Origin of the sequence: Gorillibacterium terrae, assembly GCF_051594785.1 — a bacterium.
GTDB lineage: Bacteria > Bacillota > Bacilli > Paenibacillales > NBRC-103111 > Gorillibacterium.
The window spans coordinates 125,584-149,279 of record NZ_JBPPGI010000005.1 but is presented as its reverse complement, the minus strand read 5'-3'; the positions used below and the strand labels follow the sequence as shown (position 1 = coordinate 149,279).

At 59.1% G+C, this 23,696-nt stretch carries 25 protein-coding genes, 2 pseudogenes and 1 riboswitch; of the genes and pseudogenes, 7 read left to right on the top strand and 20 right to left on the bottom strand.

What is annotated here, in order from left to right; translation table 11 throughout:
- The first annotated feature begins 31 nt into the window (after nucleotides 1–31).
- Nucleotides 32–772: an NAD-dependent epimerase/dehydratase family protein gene (locus ACSEXS_RS17645; RefSeq protein ID WP_438434748.1), complete on the top strand. Its 741-nt coding sequence runs from the start codon at nucleotides 32–34 to the stop codon at nucleotides 770–772.
- Nucleotides 769–1,449 (top strand): thiamine diphosphokinase, encoded by a 681-nt coding sequence (locus tag ACSEXS_RS17640; protein ID WP_438434561.1) that lies wholly within the window; start codon nucleotides 769–771, stop codon nucleotides 1,447–1,449. The genes ACSEXS_RS17645 and ACSEXS_RS17640 overlap by 4 nt, the downstream gene beginning before the upstream one ends.
- Nucleotides 1,450–1,545: 96 nt before the next feature.
- Here the strand turns inward: ACSEXS_RS17640 and ACSEXS_RS17635 are convergent, their stop codons facing one another.
- Nucleotides 1,546–1,839: a hypothetical protein gene (locus ACSEXS_RS17635; protein WP_438434560.1), complete on the bottom strand. Its 294-nt coding sequence runs from the start codon at nucleotides 1,837–1,839 to the stop codon at nucleotides 1,546–1,548.
- Between the two features lie 34 nt (nucleotides 1,840–1,873).
- On the bottom strand, nucleotides 1,874–3,307 hold the full coding sequence (gene cls, locus ACSEXS_RS17630) for a cardiolipin synthase (RefSeq protein ID WP_438434747.1): 1,434 nt from the start codon (nucleotides 3,305–3,307) through the stop codon (nucleotides 1,874–1,876).
- A 248-nt stretch (nucleotides 3,308–3,555) separates the two neighbouring features.
- Between cls and ACSEXS_RS17625 the strand changes: the two genes are divergently transcribed.
- Both ACSEXS_RS17625 and ACSEXS_RS17620 read left to right on the top strand, forming a co-directional pair.
- Nucleotides 3,556–3,813: a GlsB/YeaQ/YmgE family stress response membrane protein gene (locus tag ACSEXS_RS17625; RefSeq protein WP_438434746.1), complete on the top strand. Its 258-nt coding sequence runs from the start codon at nucleotides 3,556–3,558 to the stop codon at nucleotides 3,811–3,813.
- A 72-nt stretch (nucleotides 3,814–3,885) separates the two neighbouring features.
- Nucleotides 3,886–4,221, top strand: coding sequence for a YtxH domain-containing protein (locus ACSEXS_RS17620; protein ID WP_438434559.1), 336 nt, complete (start codon nucleotides 3,886–3,888; stop codon nucleotides 4,219–4,221).
- 155 nt (nucleotides 4,222–4,376) lie between these two features.
- On the opposite strand, the gene ACSEXS_RS17615 is transcribed toward ACSEXS_RS17620, so the two are convergent.
- From ACSEXS_RS17615 to ACSEXS_RS17595, 5 genes are all read right to left on the bottom strand, one after another.
- Nucleotides 4,377–4,691: a hypothetical protein gene (locus ACSEXS_RS17615; protein ID WP_438434558.1), complete on the bottom strand. Its 315-nt coding sequence runs from the start codon at nucleotides 4,689–4,691 to the stop codon at nucleotides 4,377–4,379.
- Between the two features lie 334 nt (nucleotides 4,692–5,025).
- On the bottom strand, nucleotides 5,026–5,796 hold the full coding sequence (locus tag ACSEXS_RS17610; RefSeq protein ID WP_438434557.1) for a sigma-70 family RNA polymerase sigma factor: 771 nt from the start codon (nucleotides 5,794–5,796) through the stop codon (nucleotides 5,026–5,028).
- Nucleotides 5,793–6,245: an anti-sigma B factor RsbW gene (gene rsbW / locus ACSEXS_RS17605; RefSeq protein WP_438434556.1), complete on the bottom strand. Its 453-nt coding sequence runs from the start codon at nucleotides 6,243–6,245 to the stop codon at nucleotides 5,793–5,795. Before rsbW (ACSEXS_RS17605) ends, ACSEXS_RS17610 begins: the two co-directional genes overlap by 4 nt.
- Nucleotides 6,242–6,598, bottom strand: coding sequence for an STAS domain-containing protein (locus ACSEXS_RS17600; RefSeq protein WP_438434555.1), 357 nt, complete (start codon nucleotides 6,596–6,598; stop codon nucleotides 6,242–6,244). Before ACSEXS_RS17600 ends, rsbW (ACSEXS_RS17605) begins: the two co-directional genes overlap by 4 nt.
- A 241-nt stretch (nucleotides 6,599–6,839) precedes the next feature.
- A complete protein-coding gene (locus tag ACSEXS_RS17595) occupies nucleotides 6,840–7,295 on the bottom strand; it encodes a DUF948 domain-containing protein (RefSeq protein WP_438434554.1) in 456 nt (151 codons plus the stop codon).
- 176 nt (nucleotides 7,296–7,471) lie between these two features.
- On the opposite strand from ACSEXS_RS17595, the gene ACSEXS_RS17590 reads away from it, so the two are divergent.
- The gene (locus ACSEXS_RS17590; protein WP_438434553.1) at nucleotides 7,472–7,927 is read left to right on the top strand and encodes a Dps family protein; all 456 of its coding nucleotides are present in this window, start codon (nucleotides 7,472–7,474) and stop codon (nucleotides 7,925–7,927) included.
- A gap of 93 nt (nucleotides 7,928–8,020) precedes the next feature.
- On the opposite strand, the gene rsbW (ACSEXS_RS17585) is transcribed toward ACSEXS_RS17590, so the two are convergent.
- Nucleotides 8,021–8,464: an anti-sigma B factor RsbW gene (gene rsbW / locus ACSEXS_RS17585; RefSeq protein WP_438434552.1), complete on the bottom strand. Its 444-nt coding sequence runs from the start codon at nucleotides 8,462–8,464 to the stop codon at nucleotides 8,021–8,023.
- Nucleotides 8,461–8,808: an STAS domain-containing protein gene (locus tag ACSEXS_RS17580; RefSeq protein ID WP_438434551.1), complete on the bottom strand. Its 348-nt coding sequence runs from the start codon at nucleotides 8,806–8,808 to the stop codon at nucleotides 8,461–8,463. The genes rsbW (ACSEXS_RS17585) and ACSEXS_RS17580 overlap by 4 nt, the downstream gene beginning before the upstream one ends.
- A gap of 165 nt (nucleotides 8,809–8,973) precedes the next feature.
- Between ACSEXS_RS17580 and ACSEXS_RS17575 the strand changes: the two genes are divergently transcribed.
- Nucleotides 8,974–9,138, top strand: a complete 165-nt coding sequence (locus tag ACSEXS_RS17575; RefSeq protein WP_438434550.1) for a hypothetical protein — start codon at nucleotides 8,974–8,976, stop codon at nucleotides 9,136–9,138.
- A 183-nt stretch (nucleotides 9,139–9,321) separates the two neighbouring features.
- Here the strand turns inward: ACSEXS_RS17575 and ACSEXS_RS17570 are convergent, their stop codons facing one another.
- Nucleotides 9,322–9,903: a hypothetical protein gene (locus ACSEXS_RS17570; RefSeq protein WP_438434549.1), complete on the bottom strand. Its 582-nt coding sequence runs from the start codon at nucleotides 9,901–9,903 to the stop codon at nucleotides 9,322–9,324.
- Nucleotides 9,904–10,139: 236 nt separating this feature from the next.
- Here ACSEXS_RS17570 and ACSEXS_RS17565 point away from each other — a divergent pair, with 236 nt between their 5' ends.
- On the top strand, nucleotides 10,140–10,928 hold the full coding sequence (locus tag ACSEXS_RS17565; RefSeq protein ID WP_438434548.1) for an SDR family oxidoreductase: 789 nt from the start codon (nucleotides 10,140–10,142) through the stop codon (nucleotides 10,926–10,928).
- Between the two features lie 107 nt (nucleotides 10,929–11,035).
- On the opposite strand, the gene ACSEXS_RS17560 is transcribed toward ACSEXS_RS17565, so the two are convergent.
- From ACSEXS_RS17560 to ACSEXS_RS17515, 10 genes and pseudogenes are all read right to left on the bottom strand, one after another.
- Nucleotides 11,036–11,566, bottom strand: coding sequence for a cysteine hydrolase family protein (locus tag ACSEXS_RS17560; RefSeq protein ID WP_438434547.1), 531 nt, complete (start codon nucleotides 11,564–11,566; stop codon nucleotides 11,036–11,038).
- Between the two features lie 138 nt (nucleotides 11,567–11,704).
- Nucleotides 11,705–12,904, bottom strand: a complete 1,200-nt coding sequence (locus tag ACSEXS_RS17555; RefSeq protein ID WP_438434546.1) for a glucose-1-phosphate adenylyltransferase — start codon at nucleotides 12,902–12,904, stop codon at nucleotides 11,705–11,707.
- Nucleotides 12,905–13,443: 539 nt separating this feature from the next.
- Nucleotides 13,444–15,474, bottom strand: coding sequence for a response regulator (locus ACSEXS_RS17550; RefSeq protein WP_438434545.1), 2,031 nt, complete (start codon nucleotides 15,472–15,474; stop codon nucleotides 13,444–13,446).
- Nucleotides 15,475–15,491: 17 nt separating this feature from the next.
- A complete protein-coding gene (locus tag ACSEXS_RS17545) occupies nucleotides 15,492–16,349 on the bottom strand; it encodes a CheR family methyltransferase (protein ID WP_438434544.1) in 858 nt (285 codons plus the stop codon).
- A gap of 11 nt (nucleotides 16,350–16,360) precedes the next feature.
- Nucleotides 16,361–17,659: pseudogene (locus ACSEXS_RS17540) on the bottom strand (response regulator); the annotation flags it as partial.
- Nucleotides 17,660–17,818: 159 nt separating this feature from the next.
- Nucleotides 17,819–19,090 (bottom strand): annotated as a pseudogene (locus ACSEXS_RS17535) (MCP four helix bundle domain-containing protein); the annotation flags it as partial.
- Between the two features lie 30 nt (nucleotides 19,091–19,120).
- On the bottom strand, nucleotides 19,121–20,248 hold the full coding sequence (locus tag ACSEXS_RS17530) for a SpoIIE family protein phosphatase (protein ID WP_438434543.1): 1,128 nt from the start codon (nucleotides 20,246–20,248) through the stop codon (nucleotides 19,121–19,123).
- A 141-nt stretch (nucleotides 20,249–20,389) separates the two neighbouring features.
- Nucleotides 20,390–22,180: a DNA helicase RecQ gene (gene recQ, locus ACSEXS_RS17525; protein WP_438434542.1), complete on the bottom strand. Its 1,791-nt coding sequence runs from the start codon at nucleotides 22,178–22,180 to the stop codon at nucleotides 20,390–20,392.
- Nucleotides 22,181–22,331: 151 nt separating this feature from the next.
- A complete protein-coding gene (locus ACSEXS_RS17520; RefSeq protein ID WP_438434541.1) occupies nucleotides 22,332–22,535 on the bottom strand; it encodes a cold-shock protein in 204 nt (67 codons plus the stop codon).
- A gap of 155 nt (nucleotides 22,536–22,690) precedes the next feature.
- Entirely contained in the window at nucleotides 22,691–23,014 is a 324-nt protein-coding gene (locus ACSEXS_RS17515) for a YflT domain-containing protein (protein WP_438434540.1), read from the bottom strand.
- Nucleotides 23,015–23,348: 334 nt separating this feature from the next.
- Nucleotides 23,349–23,465, top strand: a riboswitch (SAM riboswitch).
- Nucleotides 23,466–23,696: the final 231 nt, after the last annotated feature.

Genomic DNA, 23,696 nt, shown 5'->3' with positions numbered 1-23,696 from the left:
TGCCGAAAGGACTGAATCGCTCTTGACGCCAATGTCTTCCTCCGAGAACGGGCATACCGCCTTGCTGCTCGGCGCATCCGGGCTGACCGGCAGCGCCCTGCTCCGCCTCCTCGCGGCCGAGCCGGACTGCCGTCAGGTCACGGCGCTGGTCCGCCGTCCGCTGTCCATCGCGCACCCCAAGCTGCGCGTGCGCCTCGTCGACTTCGACCGACTGGCCGACGAGCGCGCCGAGTTCGCCGCCGACTGGATATTCTGCTGCCTGGGCACCACCATCCGCAAGGCCGGCTCCCAGGAGACGTTCGCCCGGGTCGATCGGGATTATCCGCTTGCGGCCGGTCGGCTCGCGGCGGAAGGCGGAGCCCGTTCGCTCCACGTTATTTCCTCCGTCGGCGCCACTCCCGCCTCGCGGGTCTTCTACACGCGGACGAAGGGCCAGCTCGAGGACGGGCTGTCCGCTCTGCCTCTTCGCCAACTGCACATCTACCATCCCTCCCTGCTGCTCGGCGACCGGGAGGAGTTTCGCCTGGGCGAACGGGCGGCTGCCGTAGCCATGCGGGCCGTAGACGGCCTCCTGCGGCGGGGAGCGCTCGCCCGCTATCGGGCGATACCGGCGGGCGATGTCGCCGCCGCTATGCTCGCCGCGGCGCTGGAGCTGGACGCCGAAGCCGCGCCGAAGCCGGGGAGTCCCGCCCTGCATGAGGGGGCGGAGCTGTTTCGCCTGGCCCGCCGCTATGAAGCGCGCTCCCGGGCAAGAGAGGAGGCGCGGCCATGACCGCTTCCGCTCACCCCCCGCAACCGCGCTCTTCCGGCCGCAGAGCGGTCATCGTCAGCGGCGGCGAGCTCGGCCCCTGGGCGCTGGACGAGCTCGGGCCGGACGACCGGCTGATCGGAGCCGACCGCGGCGCCTGGTTCCTCGTGGCGAACGGCCGCAGGCCGGACCTCGCGATCGGCGACTTCGACTCGGTCGAACCCGGCGAGCTGCGCCGCATCGAAGAAGCGAGCCGGGAGTTCGTCTCCTGCGATCCGGTCGACAAGGATTACACCGACACTGAGCTGGCCGTCGAACGGGCGCTTGAGGCCTCGCCCTCCGCCATCACCCTGCTCGGCGCGCTCGGCACCCGGTTCGACCACTCGCTCGCCAACGTGCACCTGCTCGTCAAATGCGCCCGGCGCGGCGTGCCCGGCCGAATCGTCGATGCCCACAACGAGCTGACGCTGGCTGTGCCGGACGAGCTGCACCGGATAAGCCGAAGCCGCTTCGCCCAAGTCTCGCTGCTGCCGCTCTCGCCCGAGGTGACCGGCATCACCCTGTCCGGTTTCCGTTATCCGCTCACCGAAGCGACGCTCACCCTCGGCCAGTCGCTCGGCATCAGCAACGTGCTGGACGGCTCCGAAGGCACCGTCTCGATCCGCTCCGGCCTGCTGCTCGTCATCCAGAGCATCGACTGACCTTGCCGTTTCGACTCGGGTAAGGCAAAAGCCGCGTACTCCCCAGATAAGGGGGCTACGCGGCTTTATCATTTTACACCGGGCGAAACCGAAGACTTACACCAGCACGATCAGACGGGTAACCTTGCCTCCGTCGGCCACCTGAATCCGGTGGGTTCCGGCGTCGTACGTTACCCGGCCGCCGCCCAGCTCCAGCACCGGCTCGGTTCCGAGGCCGTAGAAGACATCGTCGGCCATCGTGCGGATGCATTCCCTCCGCTCCGACGCCTCGAGCTCCTCCCAATCGAGCTCGGTCATCTCCAGGAATTCATAGCTGCCGTCCACTTCCAGCAGCGCATCGGTCAGCTCTTCAATGATGGCTTCGTACTCGCGGGCGTATTTTACTCCCATCGCTTATCCCTCTCTTCTTCCGTCCTATTCGCCATTATAATAGAGGCGAAAGCATTCTGGCGAATACTTCTTTGGCCCGCTGCCGCCGGGATCGGCGCTTGAACCGCTCGAGGCTCATCTCTTCGCTGTTCTCCAGGTCCTCGCGGAAGTCTTCGTCCAGCTTACGGATCGTCTCCTTGTCGAACATGACCGCATTCATCTCGAAGTTGTCGAAGAAGCTGCGCATGTCCATGTTCGCCGTTCCCACCGTGGCCATCGTCTCGTCGACGATTAGAATCTTGGCGTGGATAAAGCCTTTGCGGTACAGGTAGAACCGCACGCCGGCGTTCATCAGCTCTTCGATATAGGCAAAGGCCGCCCATTTGACCAGCGGATGATCGGAGATGCCCGGCAGGATGATTCGCACCTCCACGCCCGACAAAGCCGCCGTCTTGATCGCCATCAGAATGCTCGGATCGGGAATGAAGTACGGGGACACGATGTAGATCCGGTCCACCGCGGTGCTCATGGCGCCGAAGAACATCTCCTGAATCGTGTCCCATTCCCCGTCGGGACCGCTCGCCACGATCTGAATCCGCTCCTGGCCCATACAGCTATGCTTGGGGAAGTAGACGGGGTCGACCAGCTTTTCCCCGGTCATGAACTCCCAGTCATTGAGAAAGGTCTGCTGCAAAAAATAGACCGAGTCCCCGACGAGCCGCATGTGCGTATCCCGCCAAAAGCCGAACCGTTCATTCCTTCCCAGGTACTCGTCGCCGATGTTGATCCCGCCGAGAAAGCCGATGAGGCCGTCCACGACGACGATCTTGCGGTGATTGCGGTAATTGAGGTTGCGGGTGACAAAAGCCGCCCGTAGCGGAAAGAAACAGCCCACCTTCACCCCCGCTTCCTGCAGCTTGCGTACATAGGAGCCCTTCAGCTTGTAGCTGCCCAGCCCGTCGTAGGCAAGCCGCACCTCCACGCCTTCCTTCGCTTTGCGGATCAGAACGTCCTGAATGGCCAGGCCGATCTTATCGGCATGGATGGTGTAGTACTCCAGATGAATATGGTGCTTGGCCCCTTCCAGCGCTTGGATGATCGCCTCGAAGGTCGAGACGCCTTCCGAATAGATCTCCGTTTCGTTGCACAGGGTGATCGGCGATTCCGGGTTGCTCTTGAGGAGGCCGAACAGCCGCTTCTGCTTGGCAACATCGGGATTTCGCAGCTCCTTCGCCTTCATCGCCACCTCAATGTTGTGCACCGCCCCTTCGGGCAGCAGATAGCTTGTCTTCCGGCCATGCCGGCGAACAAAGCGCTGCTTGCGGTATTCCCGCGCCACAAAATAATACAGGATGAAGCCGAGGACCGGCAGCAGGAAGATGATCAGCAGCCAGGCCGTAGTCTTGGACGGATTCTTGAATTCCAGCAGCAGCACGATCCCCACTTGGGCCACAAATAAAATGAGTGCAACCAGCAGCAGCCAAACCAGCATCGACAGCCCCCCTTCTCCGGCATTCGTCAGTCCGGGTTTCCTTATATGTAAGAAGCGATTCCTCAACGTTGTTTACCCGCTGCCGGATTCGCGTAACCAAGCGGGCCAACCGGGCCCGCGTCCTAAGCTTTTGCGAATGGTCCCCTTCCGCCCCGGAACTCCCCTTTGTTTCATTCCAAAACCAGGCGTTTACAATATGGTATGGCCCACAACAAACCGAATCGAAAGGATGAGCGCCCATGAGTCTGTTAGGCTTGCTAATCAGCATCATCATGGCGATAATCATCGGGTTCATCGGAGATGCCTTGGTCCGTTCCGACATGCCGGGAGGTATCATCGGCTCGATGGTGGCCGGTTTTGTCGGAGCATGGCTCGGTCACTTCCTGTTCGGCCACTTTGGCCCGGACATTGCCGGCTTTGCCATCATTCCGGCGATCATCGGTGCAGCCATCGTCGTCTTCCTGGTCGGCCTCGTGTTCCGAGGCATGTCCAAAGCCCGTTAATTGTCGCTAGGTTAACCTATCATTGGATGGACACACCATTTTAAAACTTAACCCAAAAAGGAGTGTATTCTCATGGCAAAAGGAACGATTCCCGGACTGTTGATTGGCGGCGCCATCGGCGCTGTGTCGGCTCTGCTCCTCGCCCCGAAGCCGGGCAAGGAAATGCGGTCGGATTTGAGCAGCCGCTATAACGACCTCTGCGAGTCCACCTCCCGCGTAGCCGGCAGCGTCTCTCAGGCGGCCTCCGAGCTGGTCCGCTCCGCCTCCGACAAGGCGAGCACCGTAGTCGCTTCGGCCAAGGACACCTTGGGTACGGCGAAGACCGCCGGCCAAGATGTGCTCGACGAAGCGAGGGGACACCTGGACGAAACCAAGGATACCCTCAAGAGCGAAGCTCCTTCGATGTAAGGAAAAGAAACCCCTGGGGTCCCGGCCGGCCGATGCCGGGACCTTTTGACGGCTTAAGCGGCTCCCCGCATTTGGAGGAGCCGCTTTTTTGCGCTATTCACAGCATTGCCAGAGCAGCCCGCGTCTAGTACGCGGGCTGCTCAAAATTCCGGCTCTTACGCGAGCCGTTCCGCCAATTCCCCGACCTCCACCCGGCCTTGAAGCAGCGCCGGGATGTCGATCCCTTCGCGGCCCGGCTTAACGAAGGTTTGCTCCTTCAAGTAATACCCCTGCTCGCGGGCAGCGGTATACAGGCGGCAGAATCGTTCCGCCGCTGCAGCGGCGTCCTCCAGGCGGGTAAAGACGTGCAAAGCGTTACCGAACCCCAGCGGGTTCGAGGAAGACTGAATCGCGAGCTCATAGGCGGCTTCACCGATTTCCCGAACCAACAGCTCGCTGTCGAAGCATGGAATCCGATGCTTAATCGTCATAACCTGCACCTCCGGGTTACGCCTATTCTTCCGCCACCGGAACCATCCTCGGCGGGAAGTACCCTTTCTTACCCGCTCCTTGCCGCTTGAATCAATCCCGCTCTGTGCCCCAATAGAAAAAGGCCGCTCCCCCAACGCGGGGAAACGGCCGGTTCAGCCGAAGCTGCGGAGAAACGAAGCGGAGTGTGCGGAATCGTCCTGGAAAAGCGGAAGCGGTCGCCTTTGCCCACGGATTTCGACCGCGAAAAGCGGTTCAAATCGAAGAAATCCGGGGGCAACAGCGATTGGAAGGATGATCCGTACGCGTAGCGATAACTTTCTCCGCAGCCTCGGTTTAGCCTGCGGTTTTCTTTTCCGTCAAGTGATCCTTCAGCTTCTCGATGGCCCGCTTCTGGATCCGCGATACGCTCATCTGAGAAATGCCCAGCGCCTGGGCGATGGTTCGCTGTGACTGACCTTCGCTGTAAGCCATCACCAGCACCTTCTTCTCCTCTTCCTTCAAGTGAACGAAGGCCTGCTGGAGGTCCATGCGCATCTCGATGGTGTGGTAATCGTCTCCCGAGCTGCCGATGAGGTCGCCAATCGTGGCGCTTCCTTCATCGCTCGACAAGGGCGTATCCAGCGAGACGTAATTGTAGCATTCCCGACCGGCGAGCACCTCGATCGTCTCTTCCTGGGACAGCTCGAGCGCATCGGCAATTTCTTGGATGTTGGGGGACCGCTCCAGCTTCATCGTCAGGTCGTCGATGGTTTGCTGGATCAGCAGCCCTTTTTCTTTGATGCGGCGAGGAACCTGTATGTACCAGGATTTATCGCGCAAGTAATTCTTCATATGGCCGATTAAGCTCTTCATAGCGTAAGCCTCGAACTGGATGCCGAGGCTGGGGTCAAAGTTCTTGAACAGCCGGAGAAGCGACATTTGCCCCACCTGGTAGAGATCCTCGTAGAGATCGGGACGATTCCGGGACATCTTGCCCGCCGCCATCTTGACCAATGCTTCATATTCCAGCAGCAGACCCGTCACGACCTCTTCGGAATCACTCTCCTGGTACAGGAGAATTCGTTGAATCAAATCCTGATCATGAGTGGGCTCGTTCGCCTTCATGCCATCTCCCCATTCCGTTGGAGAAACTTCGTCAAGATCACTTCGGTCCCGGAGTCGGTGATCACCTGAACGTCGTCCATCAACGCCTGCATCATATAGATACCCAGCCCGCCGGCATGGATATCCTCCAAGTTCTTGTTATGCAAAGCGGCGGGCTGTCCCCCGCGGCGGTTGAAATCAAAGCTTGCGCCTTCGTCTTTGATCGAGATGCGGATACAATCGCCCTCGGAACCGCTGAAGGTCACTTCCACCTTGCCCGGCTCCCGGTCCTTGTAGGCGTGGAGAACCGCGTTGTTGCAGGCCTCCGCCACAGCCACTTTCATATCCTCGATTTCCTCGTAGGAAAATCCCCATTTCGTCGCAATGCCATACAGCGTAAGCCGAACGATGTCGACGTAATGCGCATCGGCCGGCACCGTTAACTGGATTTGCTGCTCCTCATGTTTCATACGATATCCTCTTTCCTTTCGTGAGGAATTCCCGCCACTTCCAGATCGAGGTATTGGGAGATCCCCGTAATATCAAATAATTTCTTGATCTTCGGCGTGACATCCACCAGCTTGAATCCGCTGGATATGGCCGTACGCTGCTTGAGCATCCGAATGAGGATGCCGATGCCGGTGCTGTCGATATAGTCAAGGTTCCGCAGGTTGAGAATCAACGTGCGGCCGGTTTGATTCACATAAGGCTCAAGCTCCGCCTGCATTTCCGGAGCGGCGGACAAATCCAGCTCTCCGTTCAGGCAGATGGTGATCGCCGCCGGGGTGATCTGCTTGGTAATATAGAATTTCTCTCTGTTCATGTCATTTCCTCCTGCCTCGTTAGCAGGCATCCGACGGTTTAGATCGGACATCTGCATCCGAAAGATCCCTCTTATTATGCGGTCTTCCTGCCTAGAGGGTACCCAACTATCCACTCTTTACCCGGTCGCGGACGGCCTGAATCATGGGAGATTATGTATGGGCAGCGGGCAAGCAAGCTTCCTTGCCCCTGCTGCTTCGAAGAAGGGTATGCCTGGATGCGGCCGTAGCCATTTGTCCGTTTTAGCGGGCCGTCTGCTTGCCGCTGTTCAGCCGATGAACCTTGATCCGCTGCCAGATGTCGATGGCCGAGCTGACCGTGTTCAGCATCTTGTAAACCTTCTTGTTCTCGGTCGTCTCGACCTGATTGATGTTGCGGTGGACGTTGGACATGAATCGATTCGAGGCCGTGCGCAGCGTCGAGGTCACTCCTTCGAGCGTATCGCCGACGTTTTCCACCGTACCGAACAGCGAATCGAGGGCCTTCATCTTGTTGCGGACGTCCATCGTGATTTGATTGGTGTTGCGAATGAGCCCTTTGACCTCGGTGCTCACGTCGTTTAGCTCGCGCTGCACCTCGACGATGGTTTTATTGGTATCCTTGAGCGAGGTCTGCACCGTATTCAACGTACGGATCAGGAACACGACAAGAGCGGCGAAAGCGACCGCGATGACCGCTACACTGATTTCCCAGATCATGGGGGGACTCCTCCTTTGAATTTCGATATGGCGTTGTACAGCTTGTTACCCGGATCGCTCCGGCCTGAAACCCGGGGGTAAATTGTGAATTTTTTTTCATATTCATGTTCCTTTCCCTTGGGTATAATATAACAGAAACCGATAAATGGACTGATTATCAAAGGAGGAAACGATCCATGGCAACCGCTGCAAGCAAGACAAAAGACGTTGTAGGCGTATTGAATCAGCAGGTGGCAAACCTGACGGTGCTCTACACGAAGCTGCATCACTACCACTGGTACGTAACGGGAGAGAACTTCTTCGAGCTTCACGTTAAGCTGGAAGAGCTTTATGACTACGCTACCGAGAAAATGGACGAAGTGGCGGAACGGATCCTGGCTCTCCAAGGAAATCCCGTTTCCACGCTGAAGGAAAGCCTGTCGATTTCCACGATCAAGGAAGCCAAGGGCGGCGAAGCCCCCAAGGAAATGGTCCAAGCCGTCGTGGCCGACTTCGAACAGCTCGTCAGCGAGCTGAAGGAAGGCATCACCATCGCCGAAGAAGCGGAAGACGATTCCACGGCCGACATCCTGATCGGCACGATTACCGATCTGCAGAAGCACGCTTGGATGCTCCGTTCGTACCTCCGTTAATCGGAATCAGGCGCTGCAACCACAAAGACCGTTTCCCCTCCGTCCGTATGGGCGGGGAGGAAACGGTCTTTTTTTGCTGCTCGCTTGCAAACTCTAGCCGGCTTCGCGGGCGAGGTACTTCGTCAGAATGACCTTGGTGCCGCTCTCCTGCTCGACCTCCACCTGATCCATGAGCGCCTGCATCAGGTAGATGCCGAGGCCTCCCGCCGAGATATCCTCCAGCGATTTGCCTTCGTAAGGAGCTCCGGCATGCGCCGCTTGATCATAAGGGAAGCTCTCGCCGGAATCGGTGACCGTGATGGTGAGCTGGGACGGCTCGGCGACAAATTCGAGGTCGATCGTTCCCAGCTCTTCTTCCCGGTAAGCATGCAGCACGACGTTGTTGCAGGCTTCCGCCACGGCGACCTTCATGTCTTCGATGTCCTCATAAGAGAAGCCCATCTGGCTCGAGATGCCGTACAGGGTCAGCCGGGCGATATCGATGCATTCCGCTTCCGCGGGAAGCGAGAGAAAGATCCGCTTGGGTCTTGCCATCATACACCGTCCGCCCTGGTCGCCGCAGGACCGTCGTGAACCGGCAGAAACCGGGTAATCCCGGTCAGATCAAACAGTTTCTTGATTTTTTGCGGAACGTTTTGGACAGACAGCGCTTTTCCTCCTTCGCTCCGCTCCTTCAGGAAGAAAATGATGATCCCCATTCCCGTGCTATCGATATAAGACAGATCCTCCAGATTGAGGATCACTTCCTTGTCGGATGGAAGAAGCGGCTCGATCACGGAGCGAAATTGGGCAGCCACCGCGAGATCCAATTCCCCGCTGACAAAGACGGTATGACTGTCGTTTGTCTCCTGTACGTGTATATCGAATTTTTTGCGATCCATTCGGACGCTCACCTCATTCAAGTTAGTCTGATTCTAGTTTAGCAAACCCTTAGGAAGAAAACCAACCGAACCCGAAATCTTCCGATTCAAGGCGGAATGATGCGTGTAAAGGAAGGTAAGCCCGCTAACAAGCGGCAACGTGAAACCGAAAAGGAGCTGACAGTCATGGATCAACGCAGAGATATCGACGTAGATCGCACCAACACGAGTGTGGAGGAAAAACACGATTCCAGCCTGGTCGCTTCCACGTTCATCAAGTACTTTGCCTACATTGTCATCTTCTTCGGGGCATTGTACTTCCTGGTCCGCTATGTATTCCCCATGTTCTGAGCCGCGGTAAAACCGGAGCATCTCATAGTCCGCGGCAAGAGGAGCCTCCATGAAGCTGTCCTTCGGGACAGCTTTTGTTGTATCCGTGCTGCTTCCCATCTCCTCTCCCAAGGCGCGCAGAGCGGCCGCGCCGTAGGCGCCGCCGCTGTCACATCCTGTATTGGTCTTGTCACCCGACGAAGCTCATGTATTGGACAAGGAATAATAGCGGATCACGTCGATTCGGTGCTGTTCTTCATCCAGGTAAACCTTCAGCAAGCGGGCTCCGCGCTGGTAGACCAGTCCGTCTTCCGCTACGTAATCCGGGTCCCCCAGCGCCTCGCGGAGCGCCGCCGGTGTGACGGCTACCTGAACTCCGTCCAGCGTTACGCTGGATACGCCTTGGGCCACGGCAACGTCGTGAACGTAGGGCCCGGAGAAGGTGACGTCCAGGTTGGCATAATGGTAAATTTCGAGCTCCGGAACGAGCGGGTCCTTGGCGATTTCCACGGGTACCCCCAGCTTGGCCACTACGGTTTCCCGATCATCGGACAGCGAGACGCCGTTAACCTCGCCGAGCTTGGTCACGCTGGGTCCCGATTGCACCGAAGGAACGACGGCATCCGCCATTCGGGGAGAGTGAAGTGAAGTCCCATCGGACGCCGCCGCTTGGGAAACCGGGTTCGGCGCTTTTGCAAGCGGGAAGGCTTGTCCTGCAATTCCGCCGCTGCTGCCCATCAGCAGCAGGCTTCCTCCAATCGCAAGGCCCATCCATCTCCGTCTCATTCCCTCTCCTCCTCTCGCCATGCGGATCGAAACGGAAAGTACCGCTTCCTATAGGATGTAAATACCCTTACGGCCGTAAGGTGAACCAGAATCCAGGCAAAAAACCGGCTGCTTCCCCAGGGCCGTTCTGGTTTTTCCCTGGCTTGCCCATGGTTCAGGAATCCGGCCTACGGGGTAATACACTTCATGACAATCCCGCTAAATATAATCACTCGGTCCAAGGAGGACGATACGGTATGGAAAAACGCGTCGAAGGCAAGGTTGCGTTCGTTACGGGGGGCGGTTCGGGAATCGGCAAGGCGGCGGCACTGCTTCTTGCCCGCCATGGCGCCAAGGTCTGCCTCCTGGACCGGACGCCGGAGCAGGCAAACGAGGTGAAGGCCGAGATTGAGGCCTTCGGCGGCGAAGCCTGCGTCTTTGAGACCGACATCTCCCAGCCGGAGATGATCGAGAAAGGCATCAAGCACGTCGTCGACCTCTGGGGCAAGCTCGACATCGTTTTCGCCAATGCCGGCGTCAACGGCAAGATTGCACCGATTGAAGAAATGACGCTCGAGGATTGGGACACGACGATCGACATCAACCTGAGGGGCACGTTCCTCACGGTCAAATACGCCATCCCCTATATGAAGGAAAAGGGCGGCAGCATCATCATCACCAGCTCGATCAACGGCAACCGCGTCTTCTCGAACTTCGGGTTCAGCATTTACAGCACCAGCAAAGCCGGTCAGGTGGCCTTCATGAAAATGGCGGCGCTGGAGCTGGCCAAATTCAACATCCGCGTGAACGCCGTCTGTCCCGGCGCCATCGAGACCAGCATCGACGACAACACCGACTATACCCCGGAGCTCGCGCGAATCAAGATTCCCGTCGAGTTCCCGGAAGGCGACCAGCCGCTGCGCCGGGGACCGGGTCATCCCGACCACGTCGCCGATCTCGTGCTGTTCCTCGCCTCCGACGAATCCGCCCACATCACCGGCACGCCGATCTACATCGACGGAGCGGAATCGCTCCTGCATGGGTAAGCCGCAGCCCTTCGGAGTCGGCGCATAGAAGCAAATGCCAACAGAACCTTCAACCCGCCAGGGCTGAAGGTTCTGTTTGTTTGAGGCAAAGCGATCGGTCTCCCCGCTTACTCGGCAAGCCGGGCCAAGCAGTCGCCGAGGGACATGACCTCGGCAAACCGTCCCTGCCAAATTCCCCGGTTATAGAATTCGTGCAGCTTGTCCGCAGGCAGATAGGCGTTATCGAAGGTGGAATTGGCTTCCTCCGGAATCGTCAGGCGGTACCCCAAGTCGAAGGCCGACTTGCAGGTGGCATCGATGCAGAATTCCGTCTGCATGCCGGTCAGGATCAGCTCCGTGATGCCTTGCTCCTCCAGATACGCTGCCAGCTCCGTTTTGTGAAAGGCGCTGTTGAACCATTTGTCCACCACGCGCTCGCCCGCCTGCGGAGCGAGCTCATGATAGATCGCCCAGCCTGGACTGTCCGGCTTCAGCTCGCCCTCCTCTTCGTTGTGGCGGACATAGAGAACCTCCACCCCGGCCTGTGCGCACGCCGCCTTCAACCGCTTGATGGCCGCGATCAGCTCCTGCCGACGGTACGGATTCTCCGCCACCAGCGCTTCCTGGACATCGACCACCAAGAGTGCCTTCTTGCTCACGTTTCCCATCTCCTCGCCTCGCGTATCGCCGTCGTTCGGCATTTGTTCCCATTATACCGTTCCTCCGCAAAAAAGCCATCCGAATTCCGGGGCATAACCCGGCAATTTCGAATGGCTGGATGGCTGGATTCCGAGAGATCAACCGATCCGCTCGAGCAGGATGGAGCTGCGCGGGGCAAAGAGTTTCGGCAGCCGATCGGCTTCCTTGGCGACCACTTCGTGATCGCCGACCACCACGATCTCGGCTTCCTCGAAGTCTCCGACGACGGCTCCGTCGCGAACGACCGTCCCTTCGCCGATAATGGCCTTATGGATGATGGCGTTCTTGCCGATGACCGCACCCGGCATGATGATGCTGTCGCGGATGAGGCTGCCCTCGCCGATTTCGACGTTGCAGAAGATCACCGAGTGATCCACTTCGCCGAACACGCGGCAGCCTTCGTTGATGCTGGAGCGGACGATCCGCGCGCTCGGGGAAATGTACTGGGCGGACGCCGCCGCGCAGTTGGTGTAGAGCGGCCATTCCTCTCCGTTCAGGGTCATGTCCGGTTCTTCATCCAGCAGGTCCATGTGGGCGTCCCACAGGCTCTGAATGGTGCCGACATCCTTCCAGTATCCCTTGAAGGAGTAAGCCTGAAGGCGAACCTGCTCGCGAAGCATCAGCGGGATCAAGTCCTTGCCGAAGTCGTGGCTGGAATCCGGATTGGCCGCATCCTTGCACAGGTACTCGCGCAGGACGCTCCAGTTGAAGATATAGATGCCCATGGAGGCCAGGTTGCTTTGCGGCTTGGCCGGCTTTTCCACGAATTCGGTAATGCGGCCGTGCTTGTCGGTGTTCATGATGCCGAACCGGCTCGCTTCTTCCCACTTGACGGGGATGACGGAGATGGTGGCTTCGGCCTGTCTGGCTTTGTGGTACTCGAGCAGCTTGCGGTAATCCATGTTATAGATATGGTCTCCGGAGATGACCAGGACGTATTCGGGATTATGCTGTTCCAGATAGGCAAAATTCTGGTACACTGCGTCGGCGGTTCCTTGGTAGACGTTGAATTCGCCCGCCTTCTTGCTCGGGGACAGCAGCGTTGCGCCACTTCCGAGCTCGCCCAGCTTCCAAGCGGCTCCCGTGCCGATATGGGTATGAAGGGCTTCCGGCTGATATTGGGTCAAGACCCCCACAGAGCCGATGCCCGAATTGGTGCAGTTGCTGAGGGTAAAGTCAATAATGCGGTACTTGCCGCCGAAGGGGACCGCAGGTTTTGCAAGTTGGTTGGTCAGGGGGTTCAGCCGCTTGCCTTCCCCGCCAGCGAGTAGCATCGCCACGCATTCTGTCTGTTTCATACGATCACCTTTCGTTTATGAGATGGGTAGTAATTACCATGGGAATCGTTCTGTAAAGGCAAATAAGACCGTTTGTTGGTGTCCGGATCGCAAAAGCCTTCTCCAAACGTTCGTACTAGATAATTAAACGACCCGGCTCTTTATGAAACAGTTTCATGTGAGCTTTCTCACCCCCGGGCTCCCGCGAGGAAAGCAGGCCCGGACCCGGGAACCCCTGGACCGACCCTCGCTTAGTATGGCGATCGGGACCGCCAAGTATGCCCGCCGCCCACTCGGAGAAGCGGCCGGCCAAAGGAAATCGATGGTAAACAAGGGGCTTCCGGGGGCTTTTGGGAAAGCCGGAGAACACGCCAAAAAGCCCCGGCAAGCCGAAGGGTGCCTTCGGTTACCGGGGGCTGCAGGAGCCCGTTATCCGTCCGTCTATTGCCCGATAAGGCCCATAGGCCGCTCGCTGGGCAAGGGCCGCGCCGATCCTCGCCGCCGGCCCTGTGCGCCTTCCCGGAGTCGTCGGGGAGGCTCCGCTTCCGCCGGCCTCGGGCTTAAGCGCTGGCAGTATCGAGCAACCGGCGGATCTGGCTCGTCTTCACCGGCTTGCCCATGAACCCGTCCATGCCTGCCGACAGGCAGCGCTCCTTCTCTTCCTTCAGGACATTGGCGGTCATGGCGACGATCTTCGGCCGCTTGCCTCCCGTCAGTTGGCGGACGATCTCGCGGGTGGCCTCGATGCCGTCCATCTCCGGCATCTGAATATCCATGAAGATGTAATCGTAAGGCTGTGCGACCGCCATGTCCACGGTCTCCTTGCCCGTCTCGGCCAGATCTACCGTGTGCCCCAGACTCTCCAAGATGCGCCGCATCAGCTTCTGGTTAACCGGGTTGTCCTCGGCGACCAGGATTCGCCGGGGCTCCGTCCCCTTGGGTTCGCCGGGTTGGGGCTCCGGCTCGGCCGCCTGCTGTTCAATGGCCGCCAAGAGGTCCGGATCGATGCGGGGAGCGACGATCGTGAAGACGAAGGTTGCGCCTTCCTCTGCGTCCTGGTCCACCCGGATGGTTCCGCCCATAAGCTCCACCAGCGTCTTGCAGATGGCCAGCCCCAGCCCGGTCCCGCCGTATTTACGCGTCATGGACGAATCGAGCTGCGAGAAGGGCTTGAACAGCTTATCCATTTTTTCCTTGGGGATGCCGATGCCGGTGTCCTTGACGACAAACTCGATCTCCACCTGGTCTCCGAGCTCCCGGGAGAGGCTTGCCATGACGTAGACGCTGCCGTTGGTCGTAAACTTCACGGCGTTGCCAACGAGGTTAATCAGAATCTGCCGCAGCCGGGTAATGTCGCCCATGATGTAATCGGGCAGGCCCGGTTCCATGAAGTACTGCATATCCAGATTGCGCTTGCGCGATTTGGCCGTAAACAAGTCGAAGGTCTCGGCCAGGCAAGCCCTCAGGGAGAACGGCTCGATCTCCAGCTCCATCTTGCCCGATTCGATCTTGGAAAAGTCCAGGATGTCGTTGATGACGGAGAGCAGGGCATCGCCGCTCTTGCGGATCACCTCGGCCAGCTCGCGCTGGTCGGGAGTAAGCTCCGTCTCCAGCAAGAGATCGGTCATGCCGATCACTCCGTTCATCGGCGTGCGGATTTCGTGGCTCATCATCGCGAGGAACTCCGTCTTCACCTTCGACGCAATTTCCGCTGCCTCCTTGGCCTGGATCAGCTCCTGCTCGCTCTTCTTGCGCTCGGTGATATCGCTCACCGTAACGGCGAAGAGGTGCTCTTCGCCGATGAAGGCTTCGCCGATCTGAATCTCGGCCGGGAAGACCGTGCCATTCTTGCGCCTCAGCGTAATCTCGTTCAGCTTGCCGGCGATGTATTTGAAGCCGGCCTCTTCCTTCTCCCGCCCGGCCTCCAGCTCGTCGATCGGCGGAATGACCAGCGAGATGTGCTGGCCGAGCAGCTCGTCCTCGCGGAAGCCGAACATCGTCTCCGCCGCCGGGTTAATCTTCAGGATCGTGCCGTCATTGTCGAAGGTGATCATGGTGTCGAGGGAGGTTTCCCGGATGACGCGGGCCTGCGCCTCGGCTTTGGTCAAGCTGCGGGTGGTGTGCAGGAGCTCGCGGTTGGCCTTTTCGAGCTGGAGGGTCTGCTCGTGCAGCAGCTCCGTCTGCTCCTGGAGCATCTTGTTGGTGATGTAAATGTTGACAAAGCCCTCGATCTTCGATTTCAGCGTCTGCGGGATGAAGGGCTTGACCATGTAGTCGATCGCGCCTACGGAGTAGCCGGTGAAGACCTGCTCGGTCTCCTTGCTTGTCGCCGTGATGAAGATGATCGGGATATTCTTGGACTTCTCACGGGCTTTGATGAAGCGGGCGGTCTCGAAGCCGTCCATCCCCGGCATCTGCACGTCCAGCACGATGACGGCAAATTCGTTCTTCAACAGACAGCGCAGGGCCTCCTCTCCGGAGGAAGCGCGCACCAGGTTGTAGTTTTCCTCGGCCAGTACCGCTTCAATGGCCAGGAGGTTCTCCGGGTGGTCGTCAACCAGCAATATATTCACAGGGTAGTCGGGCGCCATCTTTCATCCCTCCGGGATCATCGGATTTTACGGTATAATTTCTCGCTCGGACTCAGAGCCAGATACCGGTCGGCGTGATGGGTGAAGTTAATCGACTCCCGATTTCCCAGCGCAAGGAAACCCTTCATGCCCAGGCTCTCATAGATCAGCCGGTGCACCTGATCCTGTAAATCTTTATTGAAATAAATTAGAACGTTGCGGCAGAAGATCACGTGAAACTCGTTGAACGATTGGTCTGTCACCAGGTTGTGCTGGGCAAAGACGACATTCTCCAGTAATTCGGGATGGAAGACGGCGTAATCGCCCTTCACGGAATAATACTCGGAGAACTCTCCGCTTCCCCCCGCCGTAAGGTAATTGCGCGTATAGTCGCGCATTTTCCGCAGCGGAATCAACCCCTTGCGGGCCAGCTCGAGCGAATCCTCATTCATGTCGGTGGCATAGATCCGGGAGCGGTCGAGCAGCCCCTCCTCCTTGAGCAGGATCGCCATGGACAACACTTCTTCTCCCGTCGAGCAGCCGGCATGCCAGATGCGGATCTGGTTCAGGGCTTGCAGCGCGGGCACCGCTTCCCGGCGAAACACCTGGAACAGCAGCGGGTCGCGAAACATCTCGGTCACGCTGATCGACAGGCTGCCGATCAGGGCCTTCATGTGGGCCGGATCGTGCAGCACCTTCTCCTGCAGGCCGGACACGCTGCTCAGGTGCATGGCGTTAATCCGATGCCAGATTCTCCGGCGCAGCGAAGAGAAGGCATAATCGCGAAAGTCGTAACCGTAGACGCGAAAAATTCCTTCCAGCAGGAGTTCGATCTCAATGGTCTCCAGTTCCTCCTCCGGCGTCAGGACGGCGGGGTTCTTCGATTCTGAGTTCATGTCAAGCTCCTTCATTTGTATAACCATACCTGAATCAGCGACAACAGTTGAGCCGTATCAATCGGCTTTGCCAAATAATCGGAAGCTCCGGCCTCCATACAGCGGGCCCGGTCCTCGCGCATCGCTTTGGCGGTCAGAGCGATGATCGGCAGGTCGTCGAACTCCGGCAGCTCGCGGATTCGGCGCATCGTCTCGTAGCCGTCCATTTCCGGCATCATGATGTCCATCAGCACGAGGTCGTAGCCCGAATCCTTCCTGAGCTGCTCCAGCGCTTCGCGGCCGTTTTCGGCAAAGGTGACCGACATGCCGTAATCCTCGAGGAAGCTCGACAGCGCGAACACGTTGCGGATATCGTCGTCGACCAACAGGATCGACTTGCCGGCGAATTGATCGGGGTTCTCCGCCGCCAAGGGCGGAGACGCCGTTAGGGGAAACGCCGGCACAGCGGGCGGCTCCAAAGCCGGCGCCGCTTCGGCCATACCGGCCGGCCAAGCCTCGGCTGCCGCGGGCAGCATCAGCGTGAAGGTGCTGCCTTGGCCCGGAACGCTGGTCGCCTGAATGCTGCCGCCGAGCAAATTCGCCAGCTCCTGGCTGATCGACAGGCCCAGTCCGGTGCCGCCGAACCGGCGGGCCGTCGTGCCGTCCGCCTGACGGAAGGGCTCGAAGATCAGGCTGAGCTTGTCTTCGCTGATGCCGATTCCGGTGTCGCTCACCTCAAAGCATACCCGAGCGGCGGACGCGTCGCTTCCGCTCGGCTCCCGGTCGTACCAGACGGTCAGCCGGACCTCGCCCTGCTTGGTGAACTTGAAGGCGTTGCCGAGCAGATTCTTCAGAATCTGCTGCAGCCGTCCTCCGTCGGTATACAGCACAGGCGGTACATCATCCCGGACTTCGGTGTGAAAAGCCAAGCCGTTCTTATGGGCGACCGGCCGAAACAGCTGCCCCATTCCCGCAATCAGGTCGGCTGGCACAACGGCATCGGGATGAATCTCCATCCGGCCCGCCTCCACCTTGGACAAGTCCAGGATATCGTCGATCAGCCTCAGCAGGTCGCTGCCGGACGAATGAATGGTACCGGCATATTCCCGTTGTTTCTCGGAGAAGTTGCCTTCCTTGTTCTCGGCAAGCAGTTGGGACAGAATCAGCATGCTGTTGAGCGGCGTCCTCAGCTCGTGGGACATGTTGGCCAGGAATTCGGTCTTGTAGCGGGAGGATTCGGTCAGCTCCCGCTTCTGCTGCTCCAGCACCTTCCGGCTTTCCTCCAGCTCGCTGTTCTTCTCTTCGATGATGCTGAGCTGCTGCTCCAGCTTCTCGTTCGAGCTCCGCAGCTCCTCCTGCTGGTTGAGCAGCTCCTCCGATTGATGCTGGAGTTCCTCGGACTGGGCTTGCAGCTCTTCCGTCAGAGACTGCGACGTGAGCAGGAGCTCCTCGATTCTCCGCCGGGCGCGGATGCGGCTGAGAACCGCACCCAGTACCGCGGCCAGCTTCTCCGCCAGGGCGGACTCGCGCGCGACGAATGGGCGGATCGCCGCCGTCTCGAATACCCCGAACAGCTCGCCCTCGTGGAGGACCGGCACGAGCAGCAGATCGACCGGCTCGGTGCGGCCCGTGCCGGACCCGACCGTGACGTAGCCGGAGGGCAGCTCGGGCACATGAAGCGGCCGACGATCGCGGGCGCACTGCCCGACCCAGCCCTCGCCCGGCTCGTAGACCCGGCGCGTCTCTTCGGCGTCGAAGGCATAAGCCCCGGCGAGGCGAAGCACCGGCTCCGGTTCCGATTGAAGCAGGTAGACCGCTCCATAAGCACCGCCAGTGAGCGGAACCACTTCGCTCGCGAACCAGTCGGCCGCCTCTTCGAGGGTCGCCGCGTTTTGCAGCTGCTCGAGGATGCGGGCGTGGTTGGCGGATTGCCAATTCTCCTCCTCCAATCGAAGCGCAAGCTCCCGCTCGTTCTCCGTCCGAAGCCGAAGGTCGTTCATCATCTCGTAGAAAGCGACCGAGATTCGGCCGAATTCGTCGGGGTGCTCCGGAGGCGGCGGAATCGGCTTCTTGCGGAAGGAGCCGTCGGCGATGCCGGCGATCAGCGTCAAGATTCCATTGAGACCGCCGGTGATGGCGCGGATCAGCCAGAGCATGATGGCAATGCCCGCGATCATGCTCGCCGCCGTCAGGCTGCCGGTCAGCATCTGCATCCGCGAGTTGGCTTCGTTGATCTCCGTCAGGGCAGAGCGCATTCGGCCTTCATGGTACTCGCCCAGCCGGGCCAAGGAATCCTGCAGCGAGTTCTGGTAGTCGACCCCCACCGCCGCGCGGAGCTTGACCGCTTCGTCCATCTTGCCGTCGCCGATGAGCTTGACGAGCTCGGAGACGTAGCCCGTGAACCGGTCCCAAGCCTGATCGGCCGTAAGGACGAGCTGCTGCTCCTTGCCGGAATCCCCTGCCAGGTCCGACAGCTGGTTCAGGTATCCCTTCGTTGCGGCGGACCGCTCGTTCAGGGAGGCCAGCTCGTCCTGGATCTGGAAGGAGCCGCCCTGATTGAGGATATTGGCGATATGCTTGGCCATTTCGGTCATGCCGAACCGGGCCGAGGTCACCACCGATACCCGTTCGTAGCGGTTCTGGAAAATCTCGTCCATATCCGCCTTGAGCGCGGTAAACCGGTTGATGCCGATACCGGCTATGGTGAATAACAGGATGATCAGCGCCCCGAAGCCGAAAAAGAGGCGCGTACGGATCTTCATTCGCATCGAAGGCTCCCCCATCCAGTTTCATTATTTCGCAGCAATCATGACCATGCACATGTCGTCGTGATGGTCCTTGCGCACATCCTCGGGAAGGATGCGGTCGAGGATGCGGTCGAGGTCGTCCCCCCGGGTCCGCTTCAGCTCTTCCATCAGGTCACCCCCGGCCTGTTCGACCGCCTCCAGAAGCCCGTCCGTGAACAGGAAGATCCGCGAGCCGTCCTCGTATTCGAGGCGGGACTTGCTGATCTCGATCTGGTCGAAGAACCCGACCGCACAGGAGCCGCCGGCCAGCTGAATGGCCTCTCCCTCTTTGGTGAGGAGCAGGCCCGGCGGATGTCCGGCATTGACGTATTCGATCAGCTTGCGCCGGGTGTCGATCACGAGGTAGATCGCGGTGAAATAGTAATGGATAAAATGCTCCCTGCTGTAGAGCTGGGTCATGTAGCGGTTCAACTCGCCGATCACCAGCTCCGGGTCCACGAGCCGGGTGATCGTGTCTTTGAGCACCGAGGAGATAAACATGCAGACCAGCGACGAGGAGATGCCGTGGCCCATCATATCGAGCAGGATCACCCCATACCGGTCGTCGTCGATCGGATACCAGGAATACATATCCCCGGCCAGCTCGAACGAGGGGTAATAATTGGCACTCACCCGGATGCTGTCATTGTCGATGGGAACGCCGAGCACGCTTCGCTGCACCTGCTTGGCGAGGTCCAGCTCGTTGCGGATCTTCCGGTCCCGCTCGATGTGCCAATCCATTTCCTTCTTCAGGCGAAGCGCCGACCGGATGCGGGCCATCAGCTCGACCTTGTTGATCGGCTTCATGACATAATCCATCGCGCCCGCGTCGAGCGCCTCGGCCAGCTTATTGGAATCCCCGAGCGCCGTGACGATGATAATCGGGATATCCTTCAGCCGCTCTTCCCGCAAAATCCGGCGACACGCCTCCAGCCCGTCGATCTCGGGCATCATCATGTCCATGAGGATCAGGTCGACCGCCGTTTCCGGAGGCTCGCCCGTCTCCACGCCGAGATGCTTATACAATTCCCGTGCCGAGCTTACCGTCAACGTGTCCCGGTACCCTTCGCTCTTCAGGATTTTATCGATAATAATCAAGTTGACCGGATTGTCGTCCACGATCAGGATTCTCAAGCGGAGCCCCCCTTTAGCTGTCCAACCGGCACCTTGCGGATCGTGCCGTTCCTACCATTCTATCGCAAGGGAATACCCAAGTCCAATTCCCACTATGTTCCAGAAAATCCTTATATGCTCGCTCCGGCCGTGTTCGTCCGCTCATTCGCTCCGGTCCCGTTCCGCCAGGTATTCCTGGATTTTTTCGAGGAACAGCACGCCGTAGCGGAGGAATTTCGCCTCCCCGACTCCCTTCACCGACAGCATGGCGCTGCGGTCGGTCGGCAGCAGCACGCTCATCTCGCGCAGCGTGCTGTCCGGGAACACCACATAAGGCGGCACGTGATCGCGCTCGGAGATCTCCTTGCGCAGCTGGCGAAGCTCCTCGAACAGTCCCGCGTCGCCCGCTTCTTGACGGCGGACGGCGATGCGCTTCTTCTGCATGACCGGCTCTTCGCCGCGGAGCACGCGCGCCGCCTTTGGAGACAGCCTCAGCACCGGAAACTTCCCTTCGGTCAGGGTCAGGTACCCTTCGGCGCTCAGCGTGTGGATGAGATCCGTGATCTCCTTTTCCGAATAGCCGCTCATGATGCCGTACGTGGGCAGCTCCGTGAAGCGGAACTGGCGCACCTTCTGGTTCTTCGAGCCCTTCAGCACCTGGCTGACGAGCGCGGCGCCGAAGCGCTCCTTCATCCGGTAGATGCAGGAGAAGATCATCTGCGCCTCGCGGGTGAGGTCGGCGACCTCCACCTCGTCGCTGCAGTTGCCGCAATTGCCGCATTCCTCCGGCGCTTCCTCGCCGAAATAGTGCAGGATATACTGCCGCAGGCAGCGGGTCGTGTGGCAGTAATCCACCATTCCCTGCAGCTTGCGGTATTCATTCAGCCGCCGCTCCGGGTCGCCGATGCCCTCCTCGATCAGGAATTTCTGGATGATCGTATCCTGGGGGCTGAACAGCAGCACGCACTCGCCCGGCTCGCCGTCCCGGCCGGCACGGCCGGCCTCCTGGTAATAGGCCTCCATGTTTTTCGGCATATTATAATGAACGACATAGCGCACGTTGGACTTGTCGATGCCCATTCCGAAGGCGTTGCTCGCAACCATCACGCGGATGTCGTCATACAGGAAGCGCTCCTGGGCCTCCTTGCGGGCGCCGTCGGACAGGCCGGCATGATACTTGCCGGCGTTGATTCCCTTTTTGACCAGGAGCTCGCAGAGCGAGTCAACCTCCTTGCGGGTAGCGGCATAGATGATCCCGGCTTGGTCCGCCCGCTCCCGGATGAACTGCAGCAGGTAGTCCTGCTTGTTCTCGCCCTTGACCACCGAGAACTTCAGATTGGAGCGGTCAAATCCGGTCAGGTAGACCTGATCCCGGGGAATGTCCAGGTGATTCAGAATATCCGTCGTGACTTCCGGCGTGGCCGTGGCCGTAAAGGCCGTGACCCGGGGCCGTTCGGGCAGTTCGGCGATGAGCTCTGCGATCCGCCGGTAGCTCGGACGGAAGTCGTGTCCCCACTGGGAAATGCAGTGGGCCTCGTCGATGGCGATCATGGCGATCGGCAGCGACCGCAGCAGCTCGCGAAAGCTTTCCAGCTCCAGCCGCTCCGGCGCGATATAGATCAGCTTGTACTGGCCGAGGGCGGCGCCGCGCAGGCGGCGGCCCACCTCCGAGCCGGTAATCGAGCTGTTGATAAATGTCGCGGAAATGCCCATCTGGGTGAGCGAATCGATCTGGTCCTTCATCAGCGAAATCAGCGGCGAGACCACCAGGCTGACGCCCGGAAGCAGCAAGGCCGGGATTTGGTAGCAGATCGACTTGCCCCCGCCGGTCGGCATGATGCCGAGCACATCGTTCCCCGACAGGATGGATCGGATAATCCGGTCCTGGCCCGGCCGGAACTCGGTATATCCGTAATAGCGTTCAAGCAATTGCTTGGCCTTTTGCACGTTCATCAAGCCCTCTCTGCCTTATATCCTCTCTACCATACCGCATATCGGCGGGATAGAAAAGGCGTACGGCCGCTGCCCGACAACGGAAAAAAGAACCGCCCCGCAGGGCAGTTCTCATGGGAGTACGGCCGCTTGCAGCAGCTCGGGTCTTCGCTTACAGCTTGTAGACCGATTCCGCCTGCGGACCGCGCGCTCCCTGGACGACGTTGAATTCCACGCGCTGGCCTTCGTCCAGCGATTTGTACCCATCCTGCTGAATCGCCGAGAAATGAACGAACACATCGCCTCCGCCTTCCTCCAGCGTGATGAATCCGTAGCCTTTCTCCGCGTTGAACCATTTGACCGTTCCCGTTTGCATAGTAAGTAGTCCCTCCATTGTCGAATATGTATATGTATCTCTTCCGCCGCACCTTGGGTGCCCTCATGAGGACAGGGCAGCCGAAGAGTTCATAACCTATAGCAATTAATGCGCCGGACGTTCGACGGTTCCCGGCTCTCTTTCGCGCGACGGCCCTATCGGCTCGCCACCACGACGATTTTGCCCATGTCCAGCTCATTTTCCAGATCGGCCGCTTCCGCTTCGCCGACGCCCAGACTTTCCAGCTTCGATCGGAGCTGATCGCCCTTGGAGCGGAACAGATTGGCGAGGGCGTTCATAAAGCCCTCTTCCTTCACGCCAGGCTCGTTCGCGCCGGTCTGGTAGGCGACAAAATCGGTCCCTTCCCCGTCATGGGTTAAGACATAAACGTGATCTCGGCCATACCCTGCCGTGCTGAAGGCCTGAACGGCTTCCCGGGCTTCCTCGAGCGTTGCCGCCACTTTCACTTCCGTTGCCATTGCGAATCTCCTCCTTAGCCAGTGAGTGGGTAAATCCTTGCCGGAAGAAAAGCACGAGGTAACCTTACCCGGGAAGCAAAGGGTTGAAACAGAGAATGCCTCAATCTGCAACTATCTTAGCGTCCTCCGCTTTAATCCGGTTACCCCGCATGAGCCCGCTCCTTTAATCCCATCAAAAGTACACCCGGAAAACGAACCGACTGGGCCCGCCCGAGCAGTGGAATATGTACTGGAAAGATCACACCCGTTGACAGATTCGCGGGGTGTGTTATATACTCCTAGCTATAGCTTATTCGGTTCACCGAAAGAGTTACTAACTGAATAGCAATGGTACTTCTTATTAAGAGTGGCGGAGGGAAAGGCCCGACGATGCCACGGCAACCGTCTCGTCCGGTTCGGACGGGAAAATTGGTGCCAATTCCTGCGGAGCATTCGCTCCGGCCAATGAGAAGGGACCCGAGAGAGCAATCATCCAAGGCCCTTTTTTCATAGGAAAAAGGGGCCTTTTTGCATCCTGATCCGGCAAACCCCGTTTGGCAAAACTCTGGCGGAACCGGGCTAAAAGGCTCAGAACCGGGACCCAGCCGGCAAAGCTCAGGCCAACAAAACCCGGCCTTGCAAGGCCCGAGGAATTCTCGCAGGTTTAATTCCGTCCATTTCGATGCGATTACCAAGTTTTATC

Coding starts and splice junctions, on each gene's coding strand:
- ACSEXS_RS17570 (WP_438434549.1), bottom strand. CDS start 9,903: ATGAGACGGAGATGGATGGGCCTTGCGATTGGAGGAAGCCTGCTGCTG.
- ACSEXS_RS17575 (WP_438434550.1), top strand. CDS start 8,974: ATGGATCAACGCAGAGATATCGACGTAGATCGCACCAACACGAGTGTG.
- rsbW (WP_438434552.1), bottom strand. CDS start 8,464: ATGATGGCAAGACCCAAGCGGATCTTTCTCTCGCTTCCCGCGGAAGCG.
- ACSEXS_RS17595 (WP_438434554.1), bottom strand. CDS start 7,295: ATGATCTGGGAAATCAGTGTAGCGGTCATCGCGGTCGCTTTCGCCGCT.
- ACSEXS_RS17515 (WP_438434540.1), bottom strand. CDS start 23,014: ATGGCAACGGAAGTGAAAGTGGCGGCAACGCTCGAGGAAGCCCGGGAA.
- ACSEXS_RS17545 (WP_438434544.1), bottom strand. CDS start 16,349: ATGAACTCAGAATCGAAGAACCCCGCCGTCCTGACGCCGGAGGAGGAA.
- recQ (WP_438434542.1), bottom strand. CDS start 22,180: ATGAACGTGCAAAAGGCCAAGCAATTGCTTGAACGCTATTACGGATAT.
- ACSEXS_RS17580 (WP_438434551.1), bottom strand. CDS start 8,808: ATGGATCGCAAAAAATTCGATATACACGTACAGGAGACAAACGACAGT.
- ACSEXS_RS17520 (WP_438434541.1), bottom strand. CDS start 22,535: ATGCAAACGGGAACGGTCAAATGGTTCAACGCGGAGAAAGGCTACGGA.
- rsbW (WP_438434556.1), bottom strand. CDS start 6,245: ATGAAACATGAGGAGCAGCAAATCCAGTTAACGGTGCCGGCCGATGCG.
- ACSEXS_RS17565 (WP_438434548.1), top strand. CDS start 10,140: ATGGAAAAACGCGTCGAAGGCAAGGTTGCGTTCGTTACGGGGGGCGGT.
- ACSEXS_RS17640 (WP_438434561.1), top strand. CDS start 769: ATGACCGCTTCCGCTCACCCCCCGCAACCGCGCTCTTCCGGCCGCAGA.
- ACSEXS_RS17550 (WP_438434545.1), bottom strand. CDS start 15,474: ATGGCGCCCGACTACCCTGTGAATATATTGCTGGTTGACGACCACCCG.
- ACSEXS_RS17635 (WP_438434560.1), bottom strand. CDS start 1,839: ATGGGAGTAAAATACGCCCGCGAGTACGAAGCCATCATTGAAGAGCTG.
- ACSEXS_RS17645 (WP_438434748.1), top strand. CDS start 32: ATGTCTTCCTCCGAGAACGGGCATACCGCCTTGCTGCTCGGCGCATCC.
- ACSEXS_RS17555 (WP_438434546.1), bottom strand. CDS start 12,904: ATGAAACAGACAGAATGCGTGGCGATGCTACTCGCTGGCGGGGAAGGC.
- ACSEXS_RS17600 (WP_438434555.1), bottom strand. CDS start 6,598: ATGAACAGAGAGAAATTCTATATTACCAAGCAGATCACCCCGGCGGCG.
- ACSEXS_RS17590 (WP_438434553.1), top strand. CDS start 7,472: ATGGCAACCGCTGCAAGCAAGACAAAAGACGTTGTAGGCGTATTGAAT.
- ACSEXS_RS17615 (WP_438434558.1), bottom strand. CDS start 4,691: ATGACGATTAAGCATCGGATTCCATGCTTCGACAGCGAGCTGTTGGTT.
- ACSEXS_RS17620 (WP_438434559.1), top strand. CDS start 3,886: ATGGCAAAAGGAACGATTCCCGGACTGTTGATTGGCGGCGCCATCGGC.
- ACSEXS_RS17610 (WP_438434557.1), bottom strand. CDS start 5,796: ATGAAGGCGAACGAGCCCACTCATGATCAGGATTTGATTCAACGAATT.